Annotated in this window: 10 protein-coding genes, 1 pseudogene and 1 riboswitch; of the genes and pseudogenes, 10 read left to right on the top strand and 1 reads right to left on the bottom strand. The window is 45.6% G+C overall.

Annotated elements, in window-relative coordinates:
- Positions 1-210: 210 nt before the first annotated feature.
- The 3 genes from nirB to nasC are packed head-to-tail and all read left to right on the top strand — an operon-like array spanning position 211 to position 5,125.
- Positions 211-2,619, top strand: a complete 2,409-nt coding sequence (gene nirB, locus QNH15_RS16550) for a nitrite reductase large subunit NirB (protein WP_283889373.1) — start codon at positions 211-213, stop codon at positions 2,617-2,619.
- 23 nt (positions 2,620-2,642) lie between these two features.
- Entirely contained in the window at positions 2,643-2,948 is a 306-nt protein-coding gene (gene nirD, locus QNH15_RS16545) for a nitrite reductase small subunit NirD (protein WP_061972743.1), read from the top strand.
- Between the two features lie 35 nt (positions 2,949-2,983).
- Entirely contained in the window at positions 2,984-5,125 is a 2,142-nt protein-coding gene (gene nasC, locus QNH15_RS16540) for an assimilatory nitrate reductase catalytic subunit NasC (protein WP_283889372.1), read from the top strand.
- 68 nt (positions 5,126-5,193) lie between these two features.
- On the opposite strand, the pseudogene QNH15_RS16535 reads toward nasC, so the two are convergent.
- Positions 5,194-6,921: pseudogene (locus QNH15_RS16535) on the bottom strand (ABC transporter ATP-binding protein); the annotation flags it as partial.
- A 306-nt stretch (positions 6,922-7,227) separates the two neighbouring features.
- Here QNH15_RS16535 and QNH15_RS16530 point away from each other — a divergent pair.
- The 7 genes from QNH15_RS16530 to metC all read left to right on the top strand — a co-directional run bounded on the left by QNH15_RS16530 (position 7,228) and on the right by metC (position 14,172).
- A complete protein-coding gene (locus QNH15_RS16530) occupies positions 7,228-8,244 on the top strand; it encodes a LacI family DNA-binding transcriptional regulator (protein ID WP_283889371.1) in 1,017 nt (338 codons plus the stop codon).
- An 86-nt stretch (positions 8,245-8,330) separates the two neighbouring features.
- Positions 8,331-9,101 carry a hypothetical protein gene (locus tag QNH15_RS16525; RefSeq protein ID WP_283889370.1) on the top strand — a complete coding sequence of 257 codons (771 nt, stop codon included), beginning with the start codon at positions 8,331-8,333 and terminating at the stop codon, positions 9,099-9,101.
- Between the two features lie 51 nt (positions 9,102-9,152).
- A complete protein-coding gene (locus tag QNH15_RS16520; protein WP_283895612.1) occupies positions 9,153-10,433 on the top strand; it encodes an MFS transporter in 1,281 nt (426 codons plus the stop codon).
- Entirely contained in the window at positions 10,430-11,068 is a 639-nt protein-coding gene (gene hxlA, locus QNH15_RS16515; protein ID WP_283889369.1) for a 3-hexulose-6-phosphate synthase, read from the top strand. The genes QNH15_RS16520 and hxlA overlap by 4 nt, the downstream gene beginning before the upstream one ends.
- Complete coding sequence (gene hxlB, locus QNH15_RS16510; protein ID WP_283889368.1) at positions 11,065-11,613, top strand: 6-phospho-3-hexuloisomerase; 549 nt, start codon at positions 11,065-11,067, stop codon at positions 11,611-11,613. The genes hxlA and hxlB overlap by 4 nt, the downstream gene beginning before the upstream one ends.
- A gap of 75 nt (positions 11,614-11,688) precedes the next feature.
- Positions 11,689-11,803, top strand: a riboswitch (SAM riboswitch).
- 79 nt (positions 11,804-11,882) lie between these two features.
- On the top strand, positions 11,883-13,001 hold the full coding sequence (locus tag QNH15_RS16505; protein WP_283889367.1) for a methionine biosynthesis PLP-dependent protein: 1,119 nt from the start codon (positions 11,883-11,885) through the stop codon (positions 12,999-13,001).
- Positions 12,994-14,172 carry a cystathionine beta-lyase gene (gene metC / locus QNH15_RS16500; protein ID WP_283889366.1) on the top strand — a complete coding sequence of 393 codons (1,179 nt, stop codon included), beginning with the start codon at positions 12,994-12,996 and terminating at the stop codon, positions 14,170-14,172. Before QNH15_RS16505 ends, metC begins: the two co-directional genes overlap by 8 nt.
- Positions 14,173-14,217: the final 45 nt, after the last annotated feature.

Genomic DNA, 14,217 nt, shown 5'->3' with positions numbered 1-14,217 from the left:
ATTCCTGATTTTTCTTTTTAGTCTACGGTTCTTTTTTCTGCTTTGCTTTGTTAATGGAAGAAAAGATAACAAACTTTTTTAACTAATAAAATGTTCCTAGGCAGGGAAAAAGTATGTCAGTTTTTCTTACATACAATGAGAAATGATTCCAGTGGTTGTGGTACCTTTTTAAAAAAGAGAGATAGGATATTGACTAAACAGGAGGCTACCATGAAAAAAAAGAAGCTTGTGCTTGTAGGCAATGGCATGGCCGGAGTTCGCTGCATCGAGGAAATCTTGAAAATGAACGCTGAAGCATTTGATATTACCATTTTTGGAAGTGAGCCGCATCCGAACTATAATCGAATCCTTTTATCTACTGTTCTTCAAGGCGATACTTCCATTCAGGATATTACCCTTAATGACCGGGCGTGGTATGAGAAGAATAACATCACGCTATATACAGGAGAAACGGTCACCAGCATTGATTCAGATCGGAAAAGCGTTCATACCGATCTTGGAAGGGAAGTCGAATATGACCGATTGATACTGGCAACGGGATCAAAACCATTTATGCTGCCGGTTCCTGGTGCTGGTAAAGAGGGAGTCACGGCTTTCCGTGATATAAAAGACTGTGAAACCATGATCGATGCTGCACAGAATTACAAAAAAGCGGTAGTCATTGGCGGAGGGCTGTTGGGATTAGAGGCGGCACGGGGGCTGATCAATCTCGGAATGCAAGTGGATGTGGTCCATCTTGGCAACCAGTTGATGGACCGTCAGCTCGACGGAACAGCTGCTGCTCTTTTGAAAAAAGAGCTGGAGCAGCAAGGGATGACCTTTTTAATGGAAAAACAAACAACAGAAATTATAGGAGATATGCGGGCAGAAGGTGTCAGGTTCAGTGATGGGTCGGTGGCAAATGCTGATCTGGTGGTGATGGCTGTCGGCATCCGGCCGAATGTGCAGCTTGCCAAAAACAGCGGGATAGCCGTGAACAGAGGAATTCTCGTCAACGATTATCTGGAGACAGAAGTACCGGACATTTATGCAGTGGGAGAATGCGCGGAACACCGTGAAATGGTTTACGGACTTGTCGCACCGCTATACGCACAAGGGAAAATTTTAGCCGAACGTATTACAGAAACCGGATCAAACAAATATGAAGGATCTGTAATTTCCACACAATTAAAAGTATCGGGTGTTGATGTGTTTTCTGCCGGCCACTTTATGGAGGATGAACACACAAAATCAGTGAAAATTTTTGATGAATTGGAGGGTGTATACAAAAAGATCGTCTTTCAGGATAACCGCGTGATTGGTGCGGTGATGTTCGGAGAAATTCAGGATGGCCCGCGGCTGTTAAAAATGATACTTGAAAAACAGGATGTTTCCGGCATTCCGAAAATTGCAGTACTGGCAACGCCTGAGGAAGAAGCTGCAGAAAGTGCTGTTGCCTCGATGCCTGAGAATGAAGTTGTCTGCGGATGCAACGGGGTAACCAAAGGGGCCATTTGCGATGCCATTGTGAATCAGGGACTAACCTCATTGGACGAAGTAAGAGATTGCACCAACGCTTCCCGTTCCTGCGGGGGATGCAAACCGGTCGTTTCGGAGCTGCTGGAATACACATTGGGAGATGATTTCAAGTATATCGAACAAAAAGAAGCGATCTGCAGCTGTACCAGTCTTAGCAGGGAAGAAGTGCTTGAAGAAATTAAAAGCAAAAATCTGAAGTTTGTGAAGGAAGTTATGCATGTTCTGGACTGGAAGGAAAAGGAGGGCTGTTCCAAATGCCGTCCTGCCCTTAACTACTATCTGGGGATGATGAATCCCCAGCATGAAGATGAAGCAGCTTCCAAATTTGTGAATGAGCGGATGCACGCAAATATTCAAAAAGACGGGACGTATTCCGTGGTGCCCAGAATGTATGGAGGTGTGACCACCGCAGAAGACCTGCGAAAGATCGCTAACGTCGCGGAAGCTTATAATGTTCCGATGATTAAATTGACCGGCGGCCAGCGGATTGATCTCTTGGGCATTAAAAAGGAGGATCTGCCAAACGTCTGGGCAGAACTGGATATGCCATCAGGCTATGCGTATGGAAAGACCCTTCGAACGGTGAAAACCTGTGTGGGAGAACAATTTTGCCGTTTTGGGACACAGGATTCCACCAGTTTGGGGATTGAACTGGAGAAAAAATTTGAGCGGCTCAACACTCCGCACAAGGTGAAAATGAGTGTATCTGCATGTCCGCGGAATTGCGCCGAGTCGGGAATCAAGGATTTTGGAATCGTGGGAGTGGATGGCGGTTTCGAGCTGTATGTAGGAGGGAACGGAGGTACCCACCTGAGAGCCGGTGATTTGCTTTGCACCGTCGAAACGAAAGAAGAGGTCGTGATGATGGCCCCCGCCTTTATACAGTATTACAGAGAAACCGCCCATTATCTGGAGCGTACGTCAAAATGGATTGAACGAATGGGTCTTGAACATGTCAGGGAAGTCCTTTTTGACGAAGACAGCCGCTCCCAATTGGTCGGGCGGATTGAAGAAGCTCTTTCCTACACGAAGGAGCCGTGGAAAGAAATTATTAAAAATAAGGAAACCAAAGAGAAATTGTTTGAAAGCCTGAGTGTTTAATAGATCAAAGGGAGGACAAACAAATGAACCGGATTGAAGTGGCCAAGCTGAGCAAATTACCTGAAAAACTGGGGATGTCATTAAAAGTGGGAGAGCATGATATTGCTCTTTTCAAGCTTTCCAACGGAAAAATCAAAGCGGTGGAAAATCGCTGTCCGCATAAAGGGGGAGTACTTGCTCAGGGAATGGTAAGCGGAGAGTATGTATTCTGCCCGATGCATGACTGGAAGATTTGCACTAATAGTGGAGAGGCACAAGGGCCGGATACGGGCTGTGTGAAAACATATAAAGTGGAAGTGCAGGAAGAGAAAGTCTACCTTTGTTTATAAGCATGAGAGAAAAGGAGGGAGGAAGGTGAGGACAGTTGACTGGTAGCTTTCTGGAACATTTTCGCCATCAGCAGCAGGATGCAGAAACAGAAACTGTGATGGATACACAGTGCCCCTTCTGCAGTGTTCAATGCACTATGCAACTGCTTGAACATAGTACGGGAGACCGGAAAAAATATAAAGTTCTTCCGCTGAAGGATACGGTTTCCGATGGAAGACTGTGCATAAAAGGCAGAAATGCTCATCAGCACGCCCTCCATAAAGAACGGATTCTGCATCCGATGAAAAAGGTGAATGGACAATTTGAGGAGATTACATGGGAAGAGGCATTGTCTTTTATCATGGAGCAGTTCAGCACGATTCAGGAGCAGGACGGCCTCGATGCTGTCGGAGTGTATGGAGGCGGCTCATTAACTAATGAAGAGGCCTACCTGCTTGGAAAGTTTGCCAGAGTGGGATTAAAGACAAAGCATATCGATTATAATGGCCGCTATTGCATGTCGGCGGCTGCCTCCGCGATGAATGAAGCATTTGGCCTGGACCGTGGGTTAACGAACGAAATGGAAGAGATTCCACTGGCAGAATGCATCATTCTTGCAGGAACCAACATTGCCGAATGCCAGCCGACCCTTCTTCCTTATTTTCGAAAAGCGAAGGACAATGGTGCATTTATCATCGCTATTGATCCAAGAGAAACCTTAACCACCAAATTGGCTGATCTCCATTTAAAAGTAAAACCGGGCATGGATGCTGCTCTGGTTAACGGCATGTTAAAAGTAATCCTTGACCGCAATCTCCATGATGAGCGGTTTATACAGGAGCGAACGGAAGGTTTTGATGAAGTGTTAGAACACCTCTCTGGTGTTGACCTGGATGCTATCGCTGATTTAACAGGTCTTTCCCGTCAAATCATTGAGTACACGGCGGTTACAATCGCTTCCGTTTCCCGTGCTATGGTCTTTACAGCCAGAGGGGTCGAGCAGCAAACACACGGTCATGATACCGTCAGAAACTTTATTAATCTGGTTCTGGCCACCGGGAATATGGGTAAGCCTGGAGCAGGCTATGGAGCTGTCACCGGCCAAGGGAACGGACAAGGCGGCAGGGAGCATGGCCAAAAAGCAGACCAACTGCCCGGATACCGGAGTATAGAAAACCCGGAACACGGGAACTATATTGCCGATCTGTGGGGTATTCCTGAAAAGGAGTTGCCAGGAAAGGGGGTTTCTGCCTATGAAATGATGGAAAAGATGGCGGATGGCGAAATTAAGGCATTATTCATCATGGGTTCCAACCCACTGATTTCCACCCCAAATGCCACACTTGCGGCTCAAGCGCTTAAGCGGCTTAAATGTCTGGTGGTGGTCGATATGTTTGTATCAGAAACAGGCATGCTCGCTGACCTGTTGCTTCCAAGTTCTTCGTATTTGGAAGATGAAGGGACATTAACCAATCTGGAAGGCAGGGTGACGTTAAGAAGAGCGGCCCGAAGCTGCCCGGGTGAGGTGAGACATGACTGGCAAATCCTGTGTGATGTGGCAAGGGTATTGGGGAAAGATGCCTATTTTTCCTACACCAAAGCAGAAGATATCTTCAATGAACTGAGGCTGGCGAGCAAGGGAGGAAAAGCGGACTATTTCGGGATCACTTATTCACGGCTGAAGGAGGAACGAATTTACTGGCCATGCCCTAAAGAGGGACATAATGGAGAGGGAAGGCTGTTCAGTGAAACGTTTGCCCGGCCAAATGGCAAAGCGAAGATGCTTCCTGTCATCAACCATGTGCCAAAGGAGCGAACGTCAGAGAGTTATCCTCTTCATTTGACGACGGGAAGGGTGATGAGCCACTATCTGTCCGGCTCACAAACCAGAAGGAGCCCGGCTCTTTCTGCCCGCCAAATTGAAAGCTTTGTCAAAATCCATCCGAAAACAGCCAATGCATTTGGCATAAAAGATGGGACCATGGTCTACGTGGATTCTTCAAGAGGAAGAATGAAAGCCAGGGGCGCGTATGATGATTCGATACGGGAAGATACCTTGTTTATCCCGTTTCACTGGGGCGGAGAACAGAATGTGAACAACGTTACATACCAGGGGCTTGACCCTGTCTGCAAGATGCCCGGATTTAAAGTATGCGCCGTAAGGGTGTCGCCTGTCATTGACTTGAACAGAAATTGACCAAGGCAAAAAAGCAGTCTCTCCTTACACGGAGAGACTGCTTTTTTATACCAACCTGACTTGGAAGAAAACTCCCTGGAATACAAGCGGGAGTACTCTCCATTTTTTGCGAGTAATGACCGGTGTGTTCCCTGCTCCGAAATGCCTTTTTGATTCAGGACAATAATGCGTTCTGCGTTGCGGATTGTCGAGAGGCGGTGGGCAATAACGATGGTGGTTCTTCCCTTCGCCAGCTGGTCAAGGGACGCTTTGACGATGCTTTCACTCTCATTATCCAGCGAACTGGTTGCTTCATCGAGAATTAAAATCGCCGGGTCTTTTAAAAATATACGGGCAATGCTTAACCGCTGCTTTTGCCCGCCGGACAGCCTCACTCCACGTTGCCCGATTTCCGAATCATAGCCGTTTGGAAGGCTCAAGATAAATTCATGGGCATTGGCCTGTCGTGCTGCTTCTATAATTTGGGCATCGTTTGCCTCCGGATTTCCGTAGCGGATGTTTTCACGGACAGTACCGTCAAAAAGATAAACATCCTGCTGCACGATCCCAATATGCTTTCGCAGCCCCTTTTGTTCAAAATGGCGGACGTCGATTCCGTCGATGAGCAATTCTCCTGATGTCACCTCATAAAAGCGGGGAATGAGGGAGCACAATGTCGTCTTTCCGGCACCGGAGGGACCAACAAGTGCCACATACTCTCCCGGCTGAACAGTAAGGGACAGATTGGAGATGACCGGATCCAAATGTTTTTCATACTGAAAGCCGACCTGCTTGAATTCTATTTTTCCTTCAATTGATGAAAGAGTTACCGCATGACTGTCATCTTCAATCGCCGGCTTCGTATTCATAATCTCCATAAAACGCGCAAAGCCGGTAAGCCCTTCCTGAAGCTGTGTGCTCATGTGGGTCATCTGCTTTATCGGTTCAACCATGTAATTAACATAAAGAAGAAAAGTAATCAAATCAGAAAGGTCAAGCGTATGATGCATGATTTTTGAGCTTCCATAGATAATCACAGTTAGAGTGATCAATTGAATGAAACTTTCAACGCCGTTGAAAAAGAGGGCTTCTGTCCGATAAATGTTCTTTCGGCTGTCTAAAAATCGATTGTTTTCAACCTTGAATTTATGGATCTCAATGTTTTCATTGGCAAACGATTTAACGACGCGTATTCCCGCCAGGCTATCCTCAACGCGGGCATGTACGTCGCTGATCCGCTCTTTGTTTTTGGTTAAGGCACGGTTCAATATCTTATTGAAGAACAGTGAAAAGATGCCGAGCACAGGCAAGAAGCAAAAAACGGCGATCGTCAATGAAGGATTAATTACAAACAAAATGACAAAGGCACCCACAAAGCGCACCATGTATTTAATATAATCCTCCGGACCGTGATGATACAGTTCAGAAAGTAAAAGCAGATCATTCGTAATCCGTGACATCAGCTTTCCGGTTTTCTCATGATCAAAAAAACTAAAGGAAAGCTTTTGCATATGCGCAAATAGTTCACTTCGTAAATCACGTTCCATACGGGCGCCAACCTCATGGCCTTTGCAGTCCACAAAATAGTTCCCGATATTCTGAAGCACGGTCAAAACAAGCATCAGGCCACCGGTCCAATAAACGTTTTGGATGTCCAAAGCCCCTTGATCGGCCAGCACGTCTTTTGTAATGTACCGGACAAGAAGCGGATAGACGAGCGCAATGGTCGACGTGATCAGCGCGCAAAACAAAATGGAAAGAAACAAACGCAGGTAAGGTTTATAATAAGATAGAAATTTTTTCATTGGAAATCGCATGATTTACCCCTTTATGAGTGATTCAAAGACACACATATAAGGGGGGGCACACTGTTCACTCACTGCTTAAGAATGTGTATCACCCTTATATGTTGGTTGGCGATGGACATTTCTTTCGTTTCTCATTTGAACAGCCTCCTTGCTAATCGTTGTTTTTATTGTAAACGATTTCTTTAAAGGAAAACATAAGGAAAAAGAAAATTAAAAAAATTCTTTTTGCTTGTTGACATCTTCACAGCGTATGGTAGACTTTTTAAAAATGGAACCGGTTCCAAAAAAGATTTGACCGAAAGTAAGGTGGGGAAAATGGCCCAAAAGATAACCATTTATGATGTAGCGAAACGGGCGGGAGTTTCAAAAACGTCGGTTTCACGTTATTTAGGCGGGCGGCTGGATGAACTTGCCGATAAAACAAAAAAGAAAATAGAATCTGCTGTTCAGGAATTGGATTATCGGCCCAGTACGGCTGCAAGAGGGCTGAAAGGAAGAAAAAGCTACCTCATTGGCGTCATCATTGCAGATATCCGCAATCCATATAGTACAGCCATTTTAAGAGGCGCTGAAGAAATCTCTTCGAAAAATGGTTACAGTCTTATGATCTGCAATTCCGATAACCATCCAGAGAAGGAGAGAAACTTTATTCATATGCTGCAATCTCACCGGATCGATGGGCTTATTATTCATACAACGGGTGGGAATAACTCTTCCTTACTGGAAATGAAAGATGATTCCATTCCGGTCGTACTGCTGGATCGAAATATTCCTGAACTGGATATGGATTTTGTCGGCTTAGATAACCGGCAGGCAACTGAGGATTCTCTCGGATTTCTGCTACAGCGAAATTATGAACGTATCGCGTTTTTTAGTGAACCTTTTCAGGAAATCAGTACAAGGCATGAGAGGTATCAGTTTTTTCAAGACGTTCTGAAAAAGCACAATCACGAAAGCTCTGATGATGTCTATATTGTTTCAACAGATGATGGCTGCCTGTTCAGAAATAAGCTGGTTTCATTTCTGGAAGATGCCCAGGGGCAATCCAAAGCCATCTTTACTGTAAATGCACTTTTAATGCTAAAAATTGCGAATGAACTAAATACCATGAACATTTCTGTGCCAGATGAACTCTCACTCCTCACATTTGATAATCCAGATTGGGCACCTGTTGTATTTGGAGGAATTACCTGCATTGAGCAGCCAACATTTGAAATTGGGGTAAGCGCGATGAAAATGGTCCTCGAACGAATCAGAGGAGAACGGACAACCTCGCAATCCTTCATGTATAAAGGGAAGTTGATTAAAAGGAATTCAACACCAGGGAAATAAAGAGGTCTTATCGCTGGACCCCTTTTTCAACAGTTAAATGGTACCGGTACCATTAATAAGTAAGCACATTCAAAGGAGCGGGGGTAATGAATCACATTTATTGTACACAAAACGCATTCGGAAATACGGAGTTGAATGCGCGGGAGTTTGAAGAGATTGCACTGTGCTTGGCAGAGGCAAAGGCGGATGGCATAGAGGTTCGCCGGGAGTTGCTTTCTTCCGGGATCTCATTGAATGATGCAGGAGTAAGGTTAAAGGAACTGAATCTGGAAGTTGTTTTTTCCTCGCCCCAGCCGATGTTTGATGAAAACGGAAAGCTGAATATCGATTCCCTATTCTGTCTTCTTCAGGAGGCGGAAGCCGTAGGGGCATGGCTGTTGAAAATACCTCTTGGCCACTATTGCGGAATGAAGGAGGAACTTTCCCATGTAAAGCGTCTTTTGCTGCAGTTTCCAAAAATGATTTTTACCATCGAAAATGATCAGACCAGTTGTGGCGGACGAACAGATCTTCTGGAGACTTTTTTTCTGGACTGCCGTGCACAAGAGGTTCCTGCCGGATTTACCTTTGATGTGGGCAATCCAAAGTATTTGGGAGAGGATCCGTTGGCTATGTATGAACGGTTGAAAACATTTATTCGATACGTTCACATCAAACACGTAGTCGATGACAAAGGAAGTTGGAGAACAGTCCCGGTTTTTCCTGAGCTTCATGATGAGATCGATGGGATCATTGGGCAGATTCCTGAAGAAGTTCCCTTGGCGATCGAGTATCCCGTGAAAGTCATAAATGCATCTCAGCATGTAGCAAATCTGCGAAAAGAGAGGGTGAAAAGCTGGCAGGAGCAAGTGAAATAGAATGTACATGAAGTTTTAAAAAATGATAGAAAAAGGAGCGGTTTAACGATGATGGATTCTATAGCTTCAAAAAAACGGTTTCGCCGTTTGATTCCTTTAGCTTTTATTACGTACAGTCTCGCCTATCTGGACCGGGCAAATTATGGGTTCGGTGTAGCAGGGGGCATGGGAGATGAACTGAACATTACAGCGGGAGTTTCTTCTTTTTTGGCATCTCTCTTTTTTCTCGGGTACTTTTTCTTCCAGGTTCCGGGTGCTCACTATGCAGAAAAGCATAGTGCCAAAAAGCTGATCTTTTGGAGCCTGATTCTATGGGGCGGCCTTGCGACAGCAACAGGCATGGCAACCAATGTGGCTTGGCTGTATCCTATACGTTTTCTTTTAGGAGTAGTTGAAAGCGCTGTTATGCCAGCCATGCTAGTATTTTTGAGTCATTGGTTTTTAAAGGAAGAACGGTCACGAGCAAATACATTCTTAATCCTCGGTAATCCAGCCACCGTATTATGGATGTCTGTTTTATCGGGTTATCTATTAAACTCGTTCAGTTGGAGATGGATGTTTATTTTGGAAGGTGTTCCAGCCGTATTATGGGCATTTATCTGGCTGAAGCTGGTCAAAGACCGTCCAAAAAATGCATCATGGCTTACCGATAAGGAAAAGCAGGGTATCGAGAATGAGTTTAACAAAGAACAATCTACATTGAAGCCAGTCAAGAATTATCGGGAAGCGTTTAAATCCAAAGCCGTGATTCTGCTGAGCCTTCAATATTTTGCCTGGAGCATAGGGGTATATGGATTTGTTATGTGGCTTCCGTCCATTATTAAAAAAGCGTCGAACCTGGACATTGTTTCAACAGGCTGGCTTTCTTCGGTTCCTTACGTTGTGGCTGTGGTCGGCATGCTTGTCCTATCCTATTACTCGGATAAAACACTGAACCGTAAAACATTTGTATGGATATCACTGCTGATCGGTTCCATTGCCTTTTTTGGCTCTTATTTGATCGGTTCCAGCAATTTCTGGCTTTCGTATACACTTCTTGTCATAGCTGGCGGAGCCATGTACGCACCATACGGACCGTTTTTTGCGATCATTCCTGAAATCCTTCCGCGAAACGTGGCTGGGGGAGCGATGGCGCTCATCAACAGCATGGGGGCGCTCGGTTCTTTTGTTGGATCCTACATTGTTGGATATTTAAACGGCGTTACCGGAGGGCCGTCAGCTTCCTTCGTATTCATGGCATCCGCGCTTTTTGTATCCGTATTGCTTACAATGGCTGTTAAAGCTCCGGCTGCAAAAGAAGCGAAAAAGAGAATGGAGGTTGTTTCTCAATGAAGATTCAGCTGGCCCTGGACCGGATGACGATTTCTGAGGCAATTGAAACGGCAAAAGAGGCAGAGCAATATGTTGATCTTATCGAAGTCGGTACTTCATTAATTAAGGAATATGGTGTTGAGAGCATTTCTGAGATTAAAAAAAAGTTTCCGTTAAAACCAGTGCTGGCAGATATGAAGACCTTTGATAATGCAGCCTATGAATTTTCCATAGCCTTTGACGCAGGAGCAGACATGGCAACTGTCATGGGGGCGGCTCCCCTCGTAACGATTGAAACCTGTTTGAAGGTTGCCGAGGAAAATGGAAAAGAAGTGATGATTGATCTGCTAAATGTTTCATCTGAGCAAATGCAACGGCTGCTAAGCTATACATCTGCCGTATTTTGCGAACATGTAAGCAAAGATGAACAGGAGTCAGACAACAAAACGATGGAGAAACAGAACAAAGAAAGGCTTCCTGTTGACCGACTGGCCCTTGCAGGGGGAATTGCTTTATCCACTCTCCCAATGGCTGCCGAAAAAAATCCGGAGATCATTGTTGTCGGGTCCGCCATTACGAAAGCTGCGAATATCCAGGAAGCAGCCAAACAGATGTATACAGCTTGGAAAACGATTCGGACAGGAGAAAATGTATGAACGAACTGAATGTGATTGTAAAAGAGATGCAGGGAGTTATTGAGAAAATTGGAGAAGAAGAGATTGAGCGTTTTTATTCAGAACTCCAAAATACAACGAGAATCTTTGTGGCTGGCGAGGGAAGGTCGGGGTTTATGGCAAAAGCATTTGCCATGCGCCTGATGCACCTGGGCTATAACGTCTTTGTCATTGGTGAGACGGTAACTCCCTCGGTAGCCGAGGGGGATTGTCTTATCGCCATTTCGGGTTCCGGATCCACACAATCCGTCATCCATCAGGCGGAACGGTCAAGGTCGGCAGGCTCCAAAGTAGTATGCATTACAGCAAATGGAGATTCTGCTCTGGCACAAGTGGCTGATACATGTTTTGTCCTTCCGGCAGCTACAAAGAAAAGGGGAGAGAATGAAGCCAAAAGCATACAGCCACTCAGCTCCCTTTTTGATCAGTGTCTTCATGTGTTTTGCGATGCGGTATGTCTGAGGAGCAGCACACAGAAAACGCTCAGCCATGAGGAAGTTCTGTCCAGGCACAGCAACACGGAATAAAAATATAAAAAGAAAGCTTGAAACATTCAGATAATTGCGGTACACTAGGAACTACAATTTGATACGGATTAGATTTTCTTATCAAGAGAGGTAGAGGGAATGGCCCGATGAAACCTCAGCAACCTTCAGTGATTTCTGCTGAAAAGGTGCTAAGTCCAGCAAGTTCGATGACGAACTTGGGAGATAAGGAGAACGACAATTTGATGGTATTCAAAAGTCTTCTTCTTAAGAAGGCTTTTTTATTTTTTCTTTTGACTTAGGAGGCTGCCATGTATAAAACAGAAACAAAATTAGCTCAAATTGGAAACCGAAGTGAAGACCGCACGGGAACGGTTAATCCGCCCGTTTATTTTTCTACAGCATACCGCCATACCGGAATTGGAGAATCAAGTGGTTACGATTATATTCGAACAGGCAATCCGACACGTGAAGTGCTTGAAAAAGCGATCGCCGATCTGGAAGGAGCAGACGCCGGGTTTGCCTGTAGCTCGGGGATGGCGGCCATTGCGGCCATCCTCTCCCTCTTTCAATCAGGTGATGAATGGATTGTATCCAGTGATTTGTATGGCGGTACCTACCGCCTGCTCGAAGAAGGATACAAAAAATGGGGATTGTCCAGTAACTATGTAAACACGGCAGACGTAGCCGAAATTGAACAGGTGATCACTGAAAAAACAAAAGCCATCTTTTTAGAAACGCCGACCAACCCGCTCATGGAGGTATGTGATATTGAAGCTGTTGCACGTCTCGCCAAGAAACATGGGTTGCTCGTTATCGTTGATAATACCTTTTATACCCCTTTGCTGCAAAGGCCGATCGAGCTCGGAGCGGATATTGTAATCCACAGTGCAACGAAATACCTCGGAGGACACAATGATGTGCTCGCAGGTCTGATTGCGGCCAAAGGCGAGGAATTGTGCCAGGAGCTCTCGTACCATCACAATGCCTCAGGTGCCGTGTTAAGCCCGTTTGATGCCTGGCTTTTGATGCGCGGAATGAAAACATTGGCCCTTCGAATGAAAAAACATGAAGAAAACGCTAAGGTGTTGATTCAATTCCTGCAGAATCATGAAGGTGTAGATGACGTCCTTTATCCGGGAAGGGGAGGCATGATCTCTTTCCGGCTGAAAAAAGAGGAATGGGTCCCCCGTTTTTTGAAGTCTGTAAATCTGATAACCTTTGCCGAAAGCCTGGGCGGGGTTGAAAGTCTGGTAACGTATCCCGCGACCCAAACACATGCGGACATTCCTGAAGAAATACGTACAGCACGCGGAGTTTGCAACCGGCTTTTGCGTTTATCTGTTGGTATTGAAGACGAAAATGATTTGATTAACGACTTAAAACAAGCGCTGGACATTGTCCAGAAGGAGGCTGTAATTTATGAGTGACCATAACTGTCATACCTTTCAAACCAAATTGCTGCATCATAAACATAAAACCGATCCGGCTACCGGCGCGGTGAGTGTGCCCATGCATCTGTCCTCCACGTTCCATCAAGAGGATATTGATCAATTTGGAAAATATGATTATGCACGGTCTGCCAATCCGACAAGAGAAGCACTCGAACAGCAAATCGCTGAGCTCGAAGGCGGATGCAGAGGCTTTGCCTTTGCATCGGGCATGGCAGCGATCTCCACGTCATTTCTTCTTTTATCCCAAGGAGATCATATGATCATATCAGAGGATGTGTATGGCGGTACGTATCGAATGGTCACACAGGTGCTTTCACGACTGGGGATTACCCACACTTTTGTCGATATGACTGACCTTGATGCCGTAGAACAGGCAATCCAGCCCAATACAAAAGCCTTTTATATTGAAACGCCTTCCAATCCGCTTTTAAAAGTGACCGATATTCGGGCAGTGAGCGAGCTGGCGAAGGAGAAAGGTGCACTAACCTTTGTAGACAATACCTTTTTAACACCGGCTCTTCAGCAGCCGTTGTCGCTTGGAGCGGATATTGTTCTTCACAGTGCAACCAAATTCCTTGCCGGGCATAGTGATGTGGTGGCAGGTCTGGCCGTGGTGAAAGATGAAGAGTTGGCTGATCGCCTTTACTTTTTGCAGAACTCGTTTGGTGCCGTGCTGGGTGTCCAGGATTGCTGGCTATTAATGAGGGGACTGAAAACATTATACGTACGCCTCCGTCATTCTGTAGAAGCGGCTGGGAAACTCGCAGACTATTTAAACGGACACCCGCTGATTAAAAAGGTACATTACCCTGGCTTAAAGGAGCATTCAGGATACTTTGTACAGCGGAGCCAGGCGGAGGGGCCAGGTGCTGTCTTCTCATTTGAACTGGAAAGCGAACAGCTGGTCCGGCCGTTTACTTCCCATCTTCAGATCCCTGTTTTGGCGGTGAGCCTCGGAGCGGTGGAATCGATTTTATCCTATCCGGCAAAAATGTCACATGCCGCTATGCCGGAAGCCGAAAGAAAGAAGAGAGGAATCTCGAACACGCTTTTCCGGTTTTCAGCAGGCTTGGAGGACCCTGAAGATATAATTGCGGATTTTGAATTTGCCTTAGCACAAAGCACCATACACACACTGGCACGATAGAGCCAATGAAAAAAACGAGTCTTTAAGAAGGCTCGTTTTTCTGCT

Source organism: Fictibacillus enclensis, from assembly GCF_030123385.1.
Taxonomy (GTDB): domain Bacteria; phylum Bacillota; class Bacilli; order Bacillales; family Fictibacillaceae; genus Fictibacillus_C; species Fictibacillus_C enclensis.
This window is presented reverse-complemented; position numbering and strand designations above follow the sequence as displayed.

Bases quoted from the DNA above. Each gene is read 5' to 3' on its own strand.
- nirB (WP_283889373.1), top strand. From the start codon at position 211: ATGAAAAAAAAGAAGCTTGTGCTTGTAGGCAATGGCATGGCCGGAGTT.
- nirD (WP_061972743.1), top strand. From the start codon at position 2,643: ATGAACCGGATTGAAGTGGCCAAGCTGAGCAAATTACCTGAAAAACTG.
- QNH15_RS16530 (WP_283889371.1), top strand. From the start codon at position 7,228: ATGGCCCAAAAGATAACCATTTATGATGTAGCGAAACGGGCGGGAGTT.
- QNH15_RS16525 (WP_283889370.1), top strand. From the start codon at position 8,331: ATGAATCACATTTATTGTACACAAAACGCATTCGGAAATACGGAGTTG.
- QNH15_RS16520 (WP_283895612.1), top strand. From the start codon at position 9,153: ATGGATTCTATAGCTTCAAAAAAACGGTTTCGCCGTTTGATTCCTTTA.
- hxlA (WP_283889369.1), top strand. From the start codon at position 10,430: ATGAAGATTCAGCTGGCCCTGGACCGGATGACGATTTCTGAGGCAATT.
- hxlB (WP_283889368.1), top strand. From the start codon at position 11,065: ATGAACGAACTGAATGTGATTGTAAAAGAGATGCAGGGAGTTATTGAG.
- QNH15_RS16505 (WP_283889367.1), top strand. From the start codon at position 11,883: ATGTATAAAACAGAAACAAAATTAGCTCAAATTGGAAACCGAAGTGAA.
- metC (WP_283889366.1), top strand. From the start codon at position 12,994: ATGAGTGACCATAACTGTCATACCTTTCAAACCAAATTGCTGCATCAT.